15 protein-coding genes and 1 tRNA gene are annotated in these 17,290 nt (G+C 72.0%); 11 read left to right on the plus strand and 5 right to left on the minus strand.

The features are described 5' to 3' along the window. Window positions 1-143 precede the first annotated feature (143 nt). The 9 genes from IE308_RS23690 to IE308_RS23730 all read left to right on the plus strand — a co-directional run bounded on the left by IE308_RS23690 (window position 144) and on the right by IE308_RS23730 (window position 10,152). Complete coding sequence (locus tag IE308_RS23690; RefSeq protein WP_110629137.1) at window positions 144-977, plus strand: hypothetical protein; 834 nt, start codon at window positions 144-146, stop codon at window positions 975-977. Between the two features lie 164 nt (window positions 978-1,141). Next, complete coding sequence (locus IE308_RS23695; RefSeq protein ID WP_190219484.1) at window positions 1,142-1,888, plus strand: YcnI family copper-binding membrane protein; 747 nt, start codon at window positions 1,142-1,144, stop codon at window positions 1,886-1,888. 97 nt (window positions 1,889-1,985) lie between these two features. Beyond that, complete coding sequence (locus tag IE308_RS23700; protein ID WP_110636709.1) at window positions 1,986-2,639, plus strand: SCO family protein; 654 nt, start codon at window positions 1,986-1,988, stop codon at window positions 2,637-2,639. Next, window positions 2,636-3,103, plus strand: a complete 468-nt coding sequence (locus IE308_RS23705) for a copper chaperone PCu(A)C (protein ID WP_373314574.1) — start codon at window positions 2,636-2,638, stop codon at window positions 3,101-3,103. The genes IE308_RS23700 and IE308_RS23705 overlap by 4 nt, the downstream gene beginning before the upstream one ends. Before the next feature lie 14 nt (window positions 3,104-3,117). Further along, the gene (locus IE308_RS23710; RefSeq protein ID WP_190219485.1) at window positions 3,118-5,175 is read left to right on the plus strand and encodes a copper resistance CopC/CopD family protein; all 2,058 of its coding nucleotides are present in this window, start codon (window positions 3,118-3,120) and stop codon (window positions 5,173-5,175) included. Between the two features lie 8 nt (window positions 5,176-5,183). Then, entirely contained in the window at window positions 5,184-6,458 is a 1,275-nt protein-coding gene (gene efeB / locus IE308_RS23715) for an iron uptake transporter deferrochelatase/peroxidase subunit (RefSeq protein ID WP_190219486.1), read from the plus strand. A gap of 103 nt (window positions 6,459-6,561) precedes the next feature. Then, a complete protein-coding gene (pheA, locus tag IE308_RS23720) occupies window positions 6,562-7,497 on the plus strand; it encodes a prephenate dehydratase (RefSeq protein WP_110629142.1) in 936 nt (311 codons plus the stop codon). Between the two features lie 583 nt (window positions 7,498-8,080). Continuing rightward, on the plus strand, window positions 8,081-9,358 hold the full coding sequence (serS, locus tag IE308_RS23725) for a serine--tRNA ligase (RefSeq protein ID WP_110629143.1): 1,278 nt from the start codon (window positions 8,081-8,083) through the stop codon (window positions 9,356-9,358). Further along, window positions 9,355-10,152, plus strand: coding sequence for an HAD family hydrolase (locus IE308_RS23730; RefSeq protein ID WP_110629144.1), 798 nt, complete (start codon window positions 9,355-9,357; stop codon window positions 10,150-10,152). The genes serS and IE308_RS23730 overlap by 4 nt, the downstream gene beginning before the upstream one ends. Before the next feature lie 194 nt (window positions 10,153-10,346). Here IE308_RS23730 and IE308_RS23735 read toward each other — a convergent pair. From IE308_RS23735 to IE308_RS23755, 5 genes are all read right to left on the minus strand, one after another. Continuing rightward, window positions 10,347-10,431, minus strand: a tRNA-Ser gene (locus tag IE308_RS23735). Between the two features lie 296 nt (window positions 10,432-10,727). Further along, window positions 10,728-11,447 carry an ABC transporter permease subunit gene (locus IE308_RS23740; RefSeq protein ID WP_110629145.1) on the minus strand — a complete coding sequence of 240 codons (720 nt, stop codon included), beginning with the start codon at window positions 11,445-11,447 and terminating at the stop codon, window positions 10,728-10,730. 10 nt (window positions 11,448-11,457) lie between these two features. Further along, on the minus strand, window positions 11,458-12,369 hold the full coding sequence (locus IE308_RS23745; protein ID WP_190219487.1) for an ABC transporter ATP-binding protein: 912 nt from the start codon (window positions 12,367-12,369) through the stop codon (window positions 11,458-11,460). Next, window positions 12,366-13,274 carry an ABC transporter permease subunit gene (locus IE308_RS23750; protein WP_190219488.1) on the minus strand — a complete coding sequence of 303 codons (909 nt, stop codon included), beginning with the start codon at window positions 13,272-13,274 and terminating at the stop codon, window positions 12,366-12,368. The genes IE308_RS23745 and IE308_RS23750 overlap by 4 nt, the downstream gene beginning before the upstream one ends. Continuing rightward, entirely contained in the window at window positions 13,264-14,238 is a 975-nt protein-coding gene (locus tag IE308_RS23755; RefSeq protein WP_110636712.1) for an ABC transporter ATP-binding protein, read from the minus strand. Before IE308_RS23755 ends, IE308_RS23750 begins: the two co-directional genes overlap by 11 nt. 272 nt (window positions 14,239-14,510) lie before the next feature. Here IE308_RS23755 and IE308_RS23760 point away from each other — a divergent pair, with 272 nt between their 5' ends. Together IE308_RS23760 and IE308_RS23765 are read left to right on the plus strand one after the other, a co-directional pair. After that, window positions 14,511-15,356 carry a M24 family metallopeptidase gene (locus IE308_RS23760; protein ID WP_190219489.1) on the plus strand — a complete coding sequence of 282 codons (846 nt, stop codon included), beginning with the start codon at window positions 14,511-14,513 and terminating at the stop codon, window positions 15,354-15,356. A 37-nt stretch (window positions 15,357-15,393) separates the two neighbouring features. Beyond that, window positions 15,394-17,148: an SDR family oxidoreductase gene (locus IE308_RS23765; RefSeq protein ID WP_190219490.1), complete on the plus strand. Its 1,755-nt coding sequence runs from the start codon at window positions 15,394-15,396 to the stop codon at window positions 17,146-17,148. Window positions 17,149-17,290 lie beyond the last annotated feature (142 nt).

Raw genomic sequence — 17,290 nt, forward strand, 5'->3', positions numbered from 1 at the left:
CGCCGACCGTGGCAAACGGTGTATGTGGTGCGGGAATGGGCCAGGCGGGTGCCGGTCGTACCAGAACATGATCTTCCGGTCGTACGGCAGTTCGCGGACCTGCCGCCCGGGGCCGGGGCGGGCAGTGGGATGATGGGGCCGCCATGACTGCCCCCCACGCACGTCCGTGCGCGCGCTCCGCGCGCGCGGGACGCGAACTGCGCCTGCTGCGGGCCGCGGTGTTCGCCGCGGTCTGCGTCGTGCTGGCCGCGTGCGGGCACACGCTCGCCTCCTGCGCCACGGTTCCGCTGTGGTCGCTGGGCGCGGGCTTCCTCGGGGCCCTGGTGGTCGTGGTGCCGCTCGCGGGACGCGAGCGGTCGCTGCCCGGGATCGTGGCGCTGCTCGCCCTCGGTCAGACCGTGCTGCACGCGCTGTTCGGGCTGGGCCAGCACACCGCCGGCACGGCGGGATCCGCGGGCACGGCGGCGGCCTCCGCCTCCGACGGCTCGCTCGTCGCGCAGGCCGCGCGGCTGGTGTGCGGGGCCACCGCCGCGCAGCTCAGCCCGGTCCAGGCACAGCGGATCCTCGCCGACGCGCGCGTGACGCCGACGGCGATGCACCATCCGGCGGACGCCCTGTCCACCAGCCCGGACTCCATGGCGTCCCTGCTGCCGTCCCTGCCGATGCTGCTCGGCCACGTCCTCGCGGCGCTCGCCGCGGGCTGGCTGCTGCGCCACGGCGACCTGGCCCTGCTGCGCCTGGCCGGTCTGGCCGCGCTGTCCGCGCGGGAGGTCGCCGACGGGGCGCTCGTACGGTCCCTGCGCGCCGCGCTCGCCCTGGTGCGCGCCCTGCTCGCCGGGCTGCCGGCCGCGCCGCAGCACGGGCCGCGCCTGCCGCGCACCGAGTGGCTCGCGCCGCGCAGACCGGCCGCCGCCGCACTCCAGCACACGGTGATCCGGCGCGGCCCGCCGGCCGCCGCCTTCGACCTCGCCGCCTGACGCGCCGCGACCACCGCACCGAGAGAGCCGAAGAGGACTCCAGGGGGCCGCGCCGTTGTGCGGCACGCGCGTGTGCGTGCGTATTCCTCCACGCGTCGTGCGTATCCCTACAGCAGTCCCCAACTGACCAAGTCGGACTCACTCGAAGTGGAGTGCTGCCTTCCATGAAGGTTTCCCGTCTCGCCGTCACCGGCGCCCTCGCCGCCACGGCCGTCCTCGCGCTGTCCTCCCCCGCCCTCGCGCACGTCTCCGTGCAGCCCGAGGGAGCGGCCGCCAAGGGCGGTTACGCCGTCGTCGACTTCAAGGTGCCCAACGAGCGTGACAACGCCTCGACGACCAAGCTCGAGGTGACCCTCCCGACCGACCACCCGCTGGCCTCGGTGATGCCGCAGCCGGTCGACGGCTGGAACGTCGAGGTCACCAAGTCGAAGCTGGCCAAGCCGCTGGAGATGCACGGCGAGAAGATCACCGAGGCGGTGTCCAAGGTGACCTGGACCGCCACCGGCAAGGGCATCCAGCCGGGCTACTTCCAGAAGTTCCCGCTCTCCGTCGGCAAGCTGCCCGAGGACACCGACCAGCTCGTCTTCAAGGCGATCCAGACGTACGACAACAAGGAGGTCGTCCGCTGGATCGAGGTCCCGCAGGAGGGCCAGGACGAGCCGGAGAACCCCGCCCCCGTGCTGACCCTGTCCGCGGCCGCCGACGACGAGCACGGACACGGCGCCGCCGGGGCCGAGGACTCCTCCGGCAAGGACTCGGACGACGCCGCGAAGACGTCGGCGACCACCGAGGCCGCCGAGGACGACCACACCGACACCACCGCCCGCGTCCTCGGTGTCGTGGGCATCGTCGCCGGCGTGGCGGGCGTGGCGTACGGCGTCCTCGCCGGCCGCCGCCGCAGCGCCGCCTGACGCCTCCCGCCCCGGCCGCGCGCAGGGGCCGTACCGCCCGCTCGACGGGCGCGGCCCCTGCGCGCACCGGATCCGCACCTATCTGGGACTTTTCTCCATGCGCAAGAAGACGTTCGCCGCGGCGGCCCTGCTCGCCGCCGCCTCCCTCACCCTCTCCGCCTGCGGCAGCGGCGGCGACGACTCCGGACCCGTCGCCGTGGTCTCCGAGGAGTCCGACTCGGGCAAGGCCGTCACCGTCCTCGACCGGCCGTTCGAGAAGCCGGACCTGGTCCTGACCGACACCCAGGGCAAGAAGTACGACCTCCGCAAGGAGACGCACGGCCGGCCCACCCTGATCTACTTCGGATACACCCACTGCCCCGACGTGTGCCCGCTGACGATGAACAACCTCGCCGTCGCCAAGAAGCACCTGCCGCAGGCCGAGCAGGACAAGCTGCGGATCGTGTTCGTCACCACCGACCCCGAGCGGGACACCCCCGCCGCGCTCGGCACCTGGCTGAAGGGCATCGACTCCCAGGTCGTCGGCCTCACCGGCGACTTCGCCACCATCCAGGCCGGCGCGCGCACCCTGGGCATCACCATCGAGGCGCCGCACAAGGACAAGAACGGCAAGATCGTCTCCACCCACGGCACGCAGGTCATCGGCTTCTCCCCGAAGACCGACGGCGGCTATCTGCTGTACGGCGAGGACGCCACCGTCGAGGACTACACCCACGACCTTCCCCTGATCATCAAGGGAGAGAAGCCGTGAGGCGTACGGCCGCCGTGAGGCGTACGGCGGCCTCCGCCGCGGCCCTGGCCGGGGCACTGCTGCTCGCGGGCTGCGGCTCCGGCGACGACGGCGCGGCCGACCTGTCGGTCAGCGGCGCCTACATGCCGCAGCCGGTCTCCGACATGGCCGCGGGCTTCCTGACCGTCGCCAACGACGGCGGCGCCGCGGACCGGCTGACCTCCGTCACCAGCGACGTCGCGGGCAGCGTCACCCTCCACGAGACCGTCGGCACCTCGATGCGGGAGGCGGCCTCCCTGGAGGTGCCCGCGCACGGCCGGCTCGTCTTCCGCAGCGGCGGCAGCCACCTGATGTTCGAGATGCTCAAGCGCAAGCCGAAGCAGGGTGAGACCGTCGACGTCGAACTGCACTTCGCCGAGTCCGGCACCGTGAAGGTCGCCATACCCGTCAAGCCGGCGACCTACCGGCCGGCCGACGGCCACTGAGGGAGGGGACCCACGTGACGCAGACCATCGCCCCCCGCGCGCGGAACCTGGTGCTGCTGCTCCTGGCCGTCGTCGGCGCCCTGCTCGCCGCCGCCGCGCCGGCCTCCGCGCACGCCGCGCTGACCGGCAGCGACCCCCGGCAGGGGGCGGTGGTCCAGCGGGCCCCCGAGCAGGTCTCCCTGACCTTCTCCGAGAAGGTCGCCATGGGCGACGACTCCCTGCGCGTCCTCGACCCCAAGGGCACCCGCGTCGACGCCGGCGACCCCACCGAGGTGAGCGGCACGACGTACGCCGTGAAGCTGCACGGCGGGCTGCCCGACGGCACCTACACCGTGACCTACCAGGTCGTCTCCGCGGACAGCCACCCCGTCGCGGGCGCCTACACGTTCTCCATCGGCGCCCCCTCCGCCACCACCGTCACCGTCACCGGCCAGGAGGCCGGCGGCGGCCTGGTCGGCGGGCTCTACGGCTTCGGGCGGTACGTCTCCTACGCCGGGTTCATCGTGCTGGTCGGCGGCGCCGCCTTCGTGCTCGCCTGCTGGCCGGCCGGGTCCGGCGTGCGCGCCGTGCAGCGGCTCGTCGTCTCCGGCTGGGTCGCGCTGACCGCCGCCACGCTGTGGCTGCTGCTCCTGCGCGGCTCCTACACCACCTCCGGCAAGGCCGCCGACATCCTCGACCTGGACCTCCTCGGCCAGGTCCTGCAGACCAAGACCGGCGCCGCCCTGGTCTCCCGGCTGCTGCTGCTCGCCGCGGCCGCGCTGTTCATCGCCGTGCTGTTCGGCGCCTGGGACAAGCGGGAGGCCGAGGAGAAACGCGACCTCACCTTCGGGCTCGCCGTCGGCGGCGGGGTGGTGGCCGCGGGGCTCGCCGCCAGCTGGGCCATGGCCGAGCACGCCTCGACCGGCCTCCAGCCCGGCATCGCCATGCCCGTCGACGTCCTCCACCTGCTCGCCGTCGCCGCCTGGCTCGGCGGACTGACCGCGCTCCTCGTCGCCCTGTACCGGGCGCCCGCGGGCACCCCGGTCGCCGCGTCCGCCGTACGCCGCTTCTCCGCCGTCGCCTTCGGCAGCGTCGCCACCCTCGCCGCCACCGGCGTCTACCAGTCCTGGCGGCAGCTCGGCTCCTGGTCGGCCTTCACCGGCACCCGCTACGGCCAGCTGCTCCTCGTCAAGATCGGGCTGGTGGCCCTGCTCGTCGGGATCGCGTGGATCTCCCGGCGGTGGACGGCGCGGCTGCGGGACGGGGGGCGCGAGGAGGTGCCGGCCGAGGGGGACGCCGACGCCGACGCGCAGGCAGACACCGGGGACGAGACGGTGGACGAGGCTGTGGCCGCGCGTTCCGGCAGCCGGAACGGTGCCGTGGGCGGCGGCACCCAGGGCAAGGCCGCGCCGGCGGGCTCGGGAACGGAGGGCGGTCCCGTCACGGCGGGCAGGGACGCCGAGGGCGGTCCCGCCACCGGCCCCACCGCGGCCACCGGCGCCGACGACCCCCGGCGTGCCGCCCAGCTCGCCCGGCAGCGAGCCGCGATGGACGCGGCACGGCAGCGCCGGGAGCGGGACGCGGATCCCGACCGGTCCGGGCTGCGGCGCTCGGTGCTCGCCGAGGCGTGCGTCGCCGTCGTCCTGCTCGCCGTCACGACCGCGCTGACGCAGACCGAACCGGGGCGCACGGAAGAGGCCGCCAAGGCGGCGACCTCGGCGGCTGCCTCCTCCTCGTCCGGTGTCGCCTCCGGCGCGCTCACCCTGGACATGCCCTTCGACACCGGCGGCCAGGACGGCAAGGGCGTCGTCAGCATCGACCTCGACCCCGCGCGCGTGGGCGCCAACGAGATGCACGTCTACGTCACCCGCCCCAACGGCCGTGCCTTCGACGTCCCCGAGGTCAAGGTCGCCTTCACCCTCGAAGCGAAGGACATCGGGCCGCTGCCCGTCGTCCCCGACCACATCACCACCGGACACTGGTCGGCGAGCGGAGTGCAGCTCCCCGTCGCCGGCGACTGGAAGGTCGCCGTGACCGTACGGACCTCCGACGTCGACCAGGTGACCGTCGCCAAGAACGCGCAGATCGGCTGAACCGCACCATGACCGAACAGTCCGTCCCCGAGGCCCGCACCCCCGCCGACGCCGCCGCCGACCGCGCCCCGCAGGGCGTGTCCCGGCGGGCGCTGCTCGGCACCGCCGGCGCCACCGGGCTCGTGCTCGGCGCGGCCGGTGCCGCCGTGGGATACGCCGCCGCGCCCGCGTCGGCCACGCCACTCACCTCGCTGGGCTCGGGCCGGGCGATGTTTCACGGGAAACATCAGCCCGGCATCACCGACGGCCTCCAGGCCCACGGCCATCTCGTCGCCTTCGACCTGGCCGCGGGCGCGGGCCGCAAGGAGGCAGCCGCGCTGCTGCGCCGCTGGTCGCAGACGGCCGAGCGGCTGATGGCGGGTGAGCCGGCCCCGCACGGCGACACGGACGTCGCCCGGGACGCCGGCCCGTCGTCGCTGACGATCACCTTCGGGTTCGGGCACAGCTTCTTCGCCCGGACCGGGCTGGAGAAGCAGCGGCCGCTCGCCCTGGATCCGCTGCCGGACTTCTCCTCCGACCGGCTCGACAAGGCCCGCAGCAACGGTGACCTGTGGGTGCAGATCGGCGCGGACGACGCCCTCGTCGCCTTCCACGCGCTGCGCGCGATCCAGAAGGAGGCGGGCGGGGCGGCCCGGGTGCGCTGGCAGATGAACGGCTTCAACCGGTCGCCGGGCGCCACCGCCCACCCGATGACCGCGCGCAACCTCATGGGGCAGATCGACGGCACCCGCAATCCGAAGCCGGCCGACGCCGACTTCGACCGGCGGATCTTCGTCCCGGAGAACGGCGAGCCCGCCTGGATGGCGAACGGCTCCTACGCCGTCGTACGCCGCATCCGCATGCTTCTCGACGACTGGGAGCGGTTGCCGGTCTCCGAGCAGGAGAACGTCATCGGGCGCCGCAAGTCCGACGGGGCGCCGCTGTCCGGCGGGACCGAGACGACCGAGATGGACCTGGAGAAGACCGACGCCAACGGTGACCTGGTCGTCCCGGTCAACGCGCACGCCCGGATCACCCGGCCCGACCAGAACGGCGGTGCGGCGATGCTGCGGCGGCCGTTCTCGTACCACGACGGCATCGACGCCGACGGGACGCCGGACGCGGGGCTGCTGTTCATCTGCTGGCAGGCCGATCCGCTGCGCGGCTTCGTGCCGGTGCAGCGGAAGCTGGACCGGGGGGACGCGCTGTCGCGGTTCGTCCGGCACGAGGCGAGCGGGCTGTTCGCGGTGCCGGGCGGCGCGGCGGAGGGGGAGTATGTGGGGCAGCGGCTGCTGGAGGGGTGAAACGACACGGCGGTGTGCGTCCGCCGCCGTTCCAAACCACCCGGTCGAGTGGCTCTGCCGGGACACGCGGGCCGTGCGTCCGTGGGCCCATTAGGGTGAAGCCATGCCAGCGAGCTATGCGTACCTCGGCCCCGAGGGCACCTTCACCGAAGTCGCCCTGCGCACCCTTCCCGAGGCGGCCACGCGGGAGCTGATCCCGTACGTGTCCGTGCAGTCCGCGCTGGACGCGGTGCGCGTCGGGGAGGCCGAGGCCGCGTTCGTGCCGATCGAGAACTCCGTCGAGGGCGGTATCACCACCACCCTCGACGAGCTGGTCGCGGGCGCCCCGCTGATGATCTACCGCGAGGTGCTGCTGTCGATCACCTTCGCGCTGCTGGTGCGGCCCGGCACCAAGCTGTCGGACATCAAGACGGTCTCCGCCCACCCGGCCGCCCAGTCGCAGGTGCGCAACTGGCTGCGCGCGCATCTGCCGGACGCGGACTGGGAGTCGGCCGCCTCGAACGCGGACGCGGCCCGGCTGGTCCAGGAGGGCCGGTACGACGCCGCGTTCGCCGGTGAGTTCGCCGCCGCCCGGTACGGACTGGAGGCGCTGGAGACCGGCATCCACGACTTCCCGGAGACCGCGCAGACCCGGTTCGTGCTGGTGGGGCGTCCGGCCCGGCCCGCGGCGCCGACCGGCGCGGACAAGACGTCGGTCGTGCTGTGGCAGCGCGACGACCACCCCGGTGGGCTGCGCGACCTGCTGGGCGAATTCGCCACCCGCGGGATCAACCTGATGCTGCTCCAGTCCCGCCCGACCGGCGCCGGCATCGGGAACTACTGCTTCTGCATCGACGCCGAGGGGCACATCGCCGACCGCCGGGTCGCGGAGGCGCTGATGGGGCTGAAGCGGATCTGCCTGGAGGTGCGGTTCCTCGGCTCGTATCCGCGCGCGGACGTCCGGCCCGGGGAGACCGAGCCGCCGCGGCCCGGGACGTCGGACGAGGAGTTCGTGTCGGCGGCGGACTGGGTGGCGCGCTGTCAGGACGGCCGTTTCTAGCCATCCGGGGCGTCGCGGCGGCCTGTCCTACCTGCATATTTAAGTTATCCACAGGAGTTATCCACAGGCGACTGTCTCGACCTGGGGACAAGTCGACTCAGAAGCGCGAGTCAGTCGACAAATCGCCCCTCAGGCCCTCGATGCGCCCCTCGCCCCGCAGGTCACACTTCGTCCACCTGTTTCCTTTACTCCATCCTTTGGAGCGAACGCTTTCCACTCGAAAGTGCGGATAAAAGAGGTTTGCGCCGGGAATCCTAAGGACCCGACTCGATCGCGGAGTGATCAATTCCGCAATCCACAGATCTTTCTCACACCCTGTGGATAACTTCTCGGAAGCTGTGGAACTCTGTGGACAACAGCGAGCCCAAGTCCCGTTCTCCACAAGGAAATCGAGTCAACGCGCGGCCTCGGGCATGCCCCGTCCCAGGGAGTGGGACACTCTCCCTTGACCGGCCCGCCCCCGTCCCGTGCACGGTCGGCAATTCCGTCATAACGGTCCGTACGGGGTGACTCCGGTAAGCCGGCCGTGGCGTCGCGAATAGGGAGTCGTGAGCGCGGACGCCGCACCGGTAGCCTTGACCGCGTGATTGACCTTCGTCTGCTCCGTGAGGACCCCGACCGTGTGCGCGCGTCCCAGCGCGCCCGTGGAGAGGACGTCGCGCTCGTCGACTCCCTCCTGTCTGCCGACGAGCGGCGCAGGTCCTCCGGCGTCCGCTTCGACGAGCTGCGCAACGAGCAGAAGTCGCTCGGCAAGCTCATCCCCAAGGCCTCGGCCGAGGAGAAGGCCGACCTGCTCAAGCGGGCCGAACAGCTCAAGGCCGACGTCAAGGCCGCCGAGGCCGAGCGCGACGCCGCCGACGCCGAGACCCAGGAGCTGCTGCTCCAGCTCGGCAACCTCGTCCACCCCGACGTCCCCGTCGGCGGCGAGGAGGACTTCGTCACGCTGGAGACGCACGGCGAGATCCGCGACTTCGCCGCCGAGGGCTTCGAGCCCAAGGACCACCTGGAACTCGGCACGCTGCTCGGCGCGATCGACGTCGAGCGCGGCGCGAAGGTCTCCGGCTCCCGCTTCTACTTCCTCACCGGCGTCGGCGCCCTGCTGGAGCTGGCCCTGGTGAACGCGGCCCTGGCCCAGGCGACGGCCGCCGGCTTCACGCCGATGCTCACTCCGGCGCTGGTGCGCCCGCAGTCGATGGCCGGCACCGGCTTCCTCGGCCAGGCCGCGCAGGACGTCTACCACCTCGACAAGGACGACCTGTACCTGGTCGGCACCTCCGAGGTGCCGCTGGCGGCCTACCACATGGACGAGATCCTCGACGCCGACCAGCTGCCGCTGCGCTACGCGGGCTTCTCCCCCTGCTTCCGCCGCGAGGCCGGCTCGCACGGCAAGGACACCCGGGGCATCTTCCGCGTGCACCAGTTCGACAAGGTCGAGATGTTCTCGTACGTGAAGCCCGAGGACTCCCAGGCCGAGCACCAGCGGCTGCTGGAGTGGGAGAAGCAGTGGCTGACCTCGCTGGAGCTGCCGTTCCGCGTGATCGACGTGGCCTCGGCCGACCTCGGCGCCTCGGCCGCCCGTAAGTTCGACTGCGAGGCGTGGATCCCGACGCAGGGCAAGTACCGCGAGCTGACCTCGACCTCGGACTGCACCGAGTTCCAGTCCCGCCGGCTGTCGATCCGCGTCCGCGAGGACAAGAAGGTCCGCCCGCTGGCCACGCTCAACGGCACGCTGTGCGCCGTACCGCGGACGATCGTGGCGATCCTGGAGAACCACCAGCAGGCCGACGGCTCGGTGCGCGTCCCCGAGGTGCTGCGGCCGTACCTGGGCGGCCGGGAGGTCCTGGAGCCGGTGGCCAAGTGAGTTTCCCGTACGGGCTCGTCGCCACCGACCTCGACGGGACGCTCCTGCGCTCCGACGAGTCGGTCTCGCAGCGCACCCGTGAGGCGCTCGCCGCGGCCACCGCGGCGGGCGCCGCCCACATCGTCGTCACCGGCCGCGCGGCCCCCTGGACCCGGCACATCCTCGACGACCTCGGCTACGACGGACTCGCCGTCTGCGCCCAGGGCGCCCAGGTGTACCACGCCGGGGAGCGCCGTCTGCTGACGTCGGTCACCCTGGACCGGCAGCTGGCCGGCGTGGCCCTCGCGAAGATCGAGGCGGAGGTCGGGCCGCTGTATCTGGCGGCGAGCCGGGACGGCCTGGACGGCGAGGTCCTCGTCGGCCCGGGGTACGCGCTGACCGGTGCGCTGCCCGCGACCCCGTTCGCGGACGCGTCCGATCTGTGGAGCGCCCCGCTGAACAAGATCTACATCCAGCACCCCGAGCTGTCGGACGACGAGCTGGCCGAGGCGGCCCGCCGCGCCGCGGGCGGTTTCGTGAGCGTCGCGATGGCCGGCGCGGGCATCGTGGAACTGCTCCCGCTCGGCCTGTCGAAGGCCACGGGACTGTCCCTGGCGGCACGCCGCCTGGGCATGAAGGCCGCCGACACGATCGCCTTCGGCGATATGCCGAACGACATCCCGATGTTCGCCTGGGCGGCGCGGGGGGTGGCCATGGCCAACGCCCACGAGGAGCTGAAGGCGGTCGCCGACGAGGTCACGTCCTCCAACGAGGAGGACGGGATCGCGGTGGTACTGGAGCGGTTGCTGGCGTAGCCGGGGTCGCGCCGTGGGGCGTATGGCCGTTGCCGGGTGCGGGTGAGTGGTGGGCTGGTCGCGCAGTTCCCCGCGCCCCTTACGGCACCGCAGCCCCGTCGGCGGCAAGTGGACCAGCCACCAACCCACCCGTACCCGACAACGCACCGCACCCCAACGGCGCGCCCCCACCCAGCCCCAGTGGCAACGTCTCGCGGAGGATGCACGGATCGAACGTGCGCGGGGTCACCCCCGACCACGGCTTAGCAAGCCGGTGCCTTACCACTCGGCCAATCCTCCGGGTGGGCGGCCCACGCGAGAGCGACATCGCGTGCTCGAAGCGGCCGCCCCGGGCAGCTCCCCGTGCGGGGCGGGCTCCACGGAGAGGTAACGGCTACTCCGGTGCCCGCCGCGGGCTGCCCTGTCGGGAGCTGGACGTACTGCCGTGCATGGACATCGTCCCGCTCCTCTCCCAGTCGGTGACGCCGGGCCGCGGGGCCCGGCGGGTGGACACCGGTAACTGTGCCGGTACGACGCCTTGGACGCCACCGAATTTCGAGCAGCCGTTCGGACGCGACCGGGGCAGTCGAGCCCCGTCACTCCTCCCCGGCCAGCGTCAGCGACCGCAGCCGCTGCCCCGCGTACCACGTGGCCAGTACCGTCACCGCGACCAGCAGCACCGTCGCCGTCGTCAGGCCCACGTCGGAGGTGACGAGGTCCCCGCCGGCGACCTTGTGGGCGACCGCGAGGGACCACTGCTGGACGCTGAGGGTGCGCGCGCCGGCCACGAGGGAGCCGAACAGCGCCTCCCAGACCAGGGCGTAGACGAGCCCGAAGACCACCGCGTGGCGGGAGACCGTGCCGAGGAGCAGGAACAGCGCCGCGTAGGCGATGGACGCGACGAGGGCGGCCACCGTGTAGGCGACGGCGATCTGCTGGCCGTTGCCGTTCAGGATCAGCCCGGCGATCAGCGTCGGGACCGCCGAGAAGGCCATCGTCACGCCGATCGCCACGATCAGCTTGGTGAAGATGATCGTCGGCCGCTTGACCGGCTTGGACAGCAGGTACACCACGGAACCGTCGTCGATCTCCGGCCCGATCGCGCCGGTGCCCGCGATGACACCGATGATCGGCACCATGGTGGCGAGCGCGAACCCGCCGAGGACGTTCACCGCGGTCTGGTCGTCGGCTCCGGTCAGCCCGCGCACCGCCACGGCGATCACGACGAGCAGCAGCGGCAGCGCGCCGAGGATGAGGGCGCGGCGACGGCCGAGCAGGGCCCGGTAGGTGAGCCGGGCGACAGTGGGGTCGTACATCTTCGGCCTCCTACGCCGCGACCAGATACGAGAACACGGATTCGAGGGACTCGTCGGACGGCGAGACCGTCAGCAGCCGGATGCCGTGGGCCTTGGCGACCCGGGGCAGCAGGGCGGTGAAGCGGGCGAAGTCGACGGCCTGGACGCGCAGCGCGCCCTCGGCGTGGTCGACCTCGATGCCGGACGTCGACGGGTCGGCGATCAGCGCGGCGGCGAGGGCCCGGTCGTCGCTGGAGCGGACCAGGTAGCGGTGCGGGCGGTCGGTCATCAGCCGGCGGATCCGCCGGAAGTCGCCGCTGGCGGCGTGCCGGCCGGCCACGATCACCTCGATGTGCCAGGCGAGCTGCTCGACCTCCTCCAGGATGTGCGAGGAGAACAGCACGGTACGGCCCTCGTCGCCCATGCGCCTCAGCAGCTCCATCAGCTGCATGCGCTGGCGCGGGTCCATGCCGTTGAACGGCTCGTCGAGCAGCAGCAGCGACGGGTCGTGCACGAGGGCGCTGGCCATCTTCACGCGCTGCCGCATGCCCTTGGAGTACGTGGCGATCTTGCGGTCCTGGGCGTACTCCATCTCGACCGTCGCCAGGGCGCGTTGGGCGGCGCGGGCGTCGAGGCCGTGCAACTCCGCGTTGGCGACGACGAATTCGCGGCCGGTGAGGAAGTCGTACATCGCCTCCCGCTCGGGGACGATGCCGATGTGCTTGTAGATCTCCTCGTTGCGCCACACGGGCTGCCCGTCGAGGGTGACGGTGCCGGTGGAGGGGGCGAGGAAGCCGCCCATCATGTTGATGAGGGTGGACTTCCCGGCGCCGTTGGGGCCGAGCAGGCCGGTGACGCCCGGGCCGATCGTCATGGTGATGTCGTTGACGGCGACCACGTTGCCGAACCAGCGGGAGACATGGTCGAGAGAGAGCGTGGTCACAGTCCCACCTTCTTGTAGCGGCGCAGCAGCAGGCCGTACGCCGCGGCGATCAGGCCCAGGACGACGAGGACGTACACGGCCCCCTGCCCGTCGGACGGGGCCTGTCCGCCGGGGAAGGCGGAGTGCGCGCCGAGGAACGCCGACTGCACGCCGTCGATGAGCGTGACCGGCGAGAACAGTCCGAGCCAGGCGATCGCGCCGGTGCTGTCCTGCTCGTAGGCGATGGCCTGGACGACGGAGACCGCGCCGTAGGAGATGGTCAGTACGGCGATGACGGCGGCGATGCCGAAGCCGCGCCGCGGGGTGACGGAGGCGATGACCAGGCCGATGCCGGCGAAGAGCAGCGAGAGCAGTGCCACGGAGACGAGTCCCTGTGCGAATCCCTTGGTCTGGTCGGCGAAGTCGAGCTTGGCGAGCAGCGCGCCCACGTACAGCACGACCAGCGGCGCCCCGGTGAGCAGGAACATCGCGGAGGCCAGCGCGGCGAACTTGGCGCGGACGTAGTCGGCGGTCTCGATCGGCCGGGAGAAGTACAGCGGCACGGTCTTGAAGCGCAGGTCGCGCGAGACGGACTGGGGTGCCTGGGAGGCGACGTACAGGCTGATGACGGCCTGCATGATGATCGCGTAGCGCGTGTAGTCGACCGGCAGGTCCTTGGCCTTGGTGGCGACGGCGACCGCGACCATGATGGCCGCGGGCACGCACATCACCACGAACAGCAGCATCGGCAGCACCTTGGACTTCACCGAGCGGCCGAGGCCGTAGGCGCCGCGCAGTGACTGCGAGTACAGCGAGCGGCGGGCGTAGGCGCGGCCGAGGCGGGGGCCGTCGTAGGTGCGGTAGCCGATGTCGTGGATGCGGGTCTGGTCTCCCGGCCCGGTGGCCAGGTACTGCTCAACCGCCATGGACGGCCTCCTCCTTCCGCTGCTCGTCGCGCCGGTCGTCGGCGCTGGTGAAGACTTCCGCGATGTGGTGCCGGCGCTGCTCCATGCGGACCAGGCCGAGGCCGAGGTCGGCGACGAGGTCGCGGACCAGGTCGTAGGTCTCCTCGCCGTCCGCGGTGAGCAGCAAGGTGTGGCCGGCGCCGGGCAGGCCGCTGCCGTCCTGGACGGTCACCCCGCGCGCGTGCAGCGCCTCGCGCATCGCGCGGGTGCCGTCGGGGTGTTCGTCGGTGTCGGTGACCTCGACGGCGAGGGTGGTGGTGGTCTGCGTGAAGTCGGTGGTGGAGCTGGAGCGCAGCAGCTTGCCGCCGTCGATGACGACGACGTGGTCGCAGGTGCGTTCCAGTTCGCCGAGCAGGTGCGAGGTGACCAGCACGGAGATGCCGAAGTCGGTGTGGATGCGGCGGATGAGGCCGAGCATCTCGTCGCGGCCGACGGGGTCGAGGCCGTTGGTCGGCTCGTCCAGGAAGACCAGTTGCGGGTCGTGCACGAGGGCCTGGGCGAGCTTGACGCGCTGCTTCATGCCGGTGGAGTAGCCGCCGATGGGGCGGTAGCGCTCCTCGTACAGGCCGACGTGGCGCAGGGTGTCCGCGGTGCGCTCGCGGGCCGCGGCGGGCGGCAGGCCGGACATGCGGGCCATGTGCACGACGAACTCGGTGGCCGAGACGTCGGGCGGCAGGCAGTCGTGCTCCGGCATGTAGCCGACCCGCTCGCGGATGGCGGCGCCGTGGCCGGCGACGTCGAGTCCGAGCACCTCGGCACGGCCCTCCGAGGCCGGGGACAGGCCCAGCAGGATCTTGATGAGGGTGGACTTGCCGGCGCCGTTGGCGCCGACGAGTCCCGTCACACCGGGTCCGATGTCCACGGACAGCCGGTCGAGTGCGGTCACCCGGGGGAACCGCTTGCTCAGGCTTTCGGTCGCGATCACAGTCACGTTCTCGAAGGTAGTGACGCACGCCACGGAAATCGTCAGACCGGAGAGCCGTCTTGGCCTCACTCTCCGGTCGTACGGGGCCCTAGGGGATGCCGTACCCGAGAGTTACGGAGCCCCGTTCCGACCGCCCTCCCGAGCCCCGTTCCGAACTGCCCTCCCGAGCCCCGTCCCGACCGGCCTATTGACGACGCGTCTAACAACTGCCACATTCGCTGAAGTCAAGTTACGGGCGCGTAGCGCAGTCGGCGAGACAGGTGGGCGTGGGTATGACGACGGCAGTGGCAGGGGGGCGGGCCTCCGCGGACCTGGCGGGGTTCCGGCGCGTACAGCGCCTCGCCTACGAGTGCGCCAAGGCGGTCGCGGCCCGCCTGCGTCCGGGCGTGACCGAGCGGGAGGCGGCCCGTATGCAACGCGAATGGCTGCGCGAGCGGGGCGTGAGCGACTGGTTCCACATGCCGTTCGCCTGGTTCGGGGACCGGACGGCGTTCGTGGACTTCCGGGTGCCGCTGCAGTTCTTCCCGACCAGCCGGCGGCTGGAGCCCGGAATGCCGTTCATCCTGGACATGGCCCCCGTGTACGAGGGGTACACCGCCGACATCGGCTACTCGGGGTCGCTCGGCCCGAACCCGCTGCAGCACCGGCTGATGGCCGACCTGGAGGCGCACCGCGAGCTGATCCTGCGCGAGGTGCGCGAGCGGCGGTCGCTGCGCGAGATCTACGAGGACGTGGACCGGCTCATGGTGCGCCAGGGGTACGCCAACCGGCACCGCGCCTATCCGTTCGGGGTGATCGCGCACAAGGTCGACCGGGTGCGCGAGCGACGCTTCTCGCCCCGGCTGTTCGGGTTCGGCACGCAGGCGCTGAAGGGGCTGGCGAGTGACGCGCTGCACGGCCACCGCGAGGGCTGGTCGCCGCTGTGGTCGCCGTACCGCTTCTCCGACCATCCGCCGCGGCCGGGGCTGTGGGCGGTCGAGCCGCACCTCGGGTTCCGGGGGACGGGCGCGAAGTTCGAGGAGATCCTCGTCGTCACCGACTCGCGGGACCCCGAGGAGAGCGCCTTCTGGCTGGACGACGACCTGCCGCACGTACGGCGCTGGGCGGAGGACGAGTGACATGGATGGGTACGGGAGTGCGCGGGACGGAGGGCCGATGACGCTGCAGGGTGCGCGCGAGCGCTGGGTGCGGACCGGTGGGGTCGAGCTGTGCGTCGCCGAGCTGGGCGATCCCGCGCGGCCGACGGTGGTGCTGGTCCACGGCTACCCGGACAGCAAGGAGGTGTGGTCGGAGGTCGCCGCCCGGCTGGCCGGCCGGTTCCACGTCGTCCTGTACGACGTCCGGGGCCACGGCCGCTCCTCGGCGCCGCGGCCGCTGCGCGGCGGTTTCACGCTGGAGAAGCTGACGGACGACTTCCTGGCCGTCGTGGACGCGGTCAGCCCCGGCCGGCCGGTGCATCTGGTCGGCCACGACTGGGGCTCGGTGCAGAGCTGGGAGTTCGTGACGGTCAAGCGCACCGAGGGCAGGATCGCCTCCTTCACCTCCATGTCGGGGCCGTCCCTGGACCACTTCGGCCACTGGATCAACAAGCGCGTGCAGCGGCCCACTCCGCGCCGCGTCGGCCAACTCCTCGGCCAGGGCGCCAAGTCCTGGTACGTCTACCTGCTGCACACCCCCAAGCTGCCCGAACTCGCCTGGCGGGGACCGCTCGGCAAGCGCTGGCCGCGCCTGTTGGAGCGCGTGGAGAAGGTGCCCCCCGGCGACTACCCGACCTCCTCGCTGCCCGAAGACGCGGCGCACGGCGTTTGGTTGTACCGCGACAACGTCCGAGCCCGGCTGCGCAGGCCCCGCACGGACGCGTACGCGCACGCGCCCGTGCAGCTCATCACGCCGGCCGGGGACGCGTTTCTGTCGGAGCGCCTGTACGACGAACTGGAGCTGTGGGCTCCCCGGTTGACTCGTCGGACGCTCCCGGCCGGGCACTGGATCCCGCGGACCCGGCCCGACCAGGTCAGCGCCTGGATCGAGGAGTTCGTGACGAGCGTGGAAGGCGGCCGGCCCCGACCCGAGGCGTCCGGGCGGTACTCCGACCGCTTCGGCGGGCAACTGGTGCTGGTCACCGGGGCGGGCAGCGGCATCGGGCGGGCCACGGCGTTCGCCTTCGCCGAGGCCGGAGCGCGCGTGGTGGCCGTCGACCGGGATCCGGAAAGCGCCGTCAGGACCGCCGAGTTGGCCCGCCTGCTCGGCGCGCCCGAGGCCTGGGCGGAGACGGTCGACGTCACGGACGAGCAGGCGATGGAGAAGCTCGCGGAGAAGGTCCGCACCGAACTCGGCGTCGTCGACGTGCTGGTGAACAACGCGGGCATCGGCCTGTCCGGCGGTTTCTTCGACACGACGACGGACGACTGGCGTGCCGTCCTCGACGTCAACCTGTGGGGGGTCATCCACGGCTGCCGCGTCTTCGGCAAGCAGATGTCCGAGCGTGGCCAGGGCGGCCACATCGTCAACATCGCCTCGGCGGCGGCCTATCAGCCCTCCCGCGCGTTGCCCGCGTACAGCACGTCGAAGGCGGCGGTGCTGATGCTGTCCGAGTGCCTGCGCGCCGAACTCGCCGGTGAGGACATCGGAGTTACGGCGCTCTGTCCGGGACTCGTCAACACGAACATCACCTCGACGGCACGCTTCGCGGGCGTTGACTCGGAGGAGGAGGCCCGCCGCCAGAAGCGCACCGCCCGTCTCTACGGACTGCGCAACTACCCGCCGGAGAGGGTCGCTGACGCCGTCCTGCGGGCCGTCGTGCGCAACGAGGCCGTGGTGCCGGTGACGCCGGAGGCGCGTGCGGCGCATGTGCTCTCGCGTTTTTCTCCAAGGGTCTTGAGGGCGCTGGCGCGGATGAGGCCCCCGGTGTAGCTGAGTTGGCGCGTCACTGCTGAACTGATGTGGCGTCAGGGAGACTTGACGAACTTCCTTGTGTCGGCGGCCGGTTGTCCACAGTTGCGCCAACTCGGCTGTGGATAACCGCTGTTGTTTGTGGACCAAACCTTCGACCCAA

The organism is Streptomyces griseosporeus (assembly GCF_014656055.1).
Lineage (GTDB): Bacteria > Actinomycetota > Actinomycetes > Streptomycetales > Streptomycetaceae > Streptomyces > Streptomyces griseosporeus.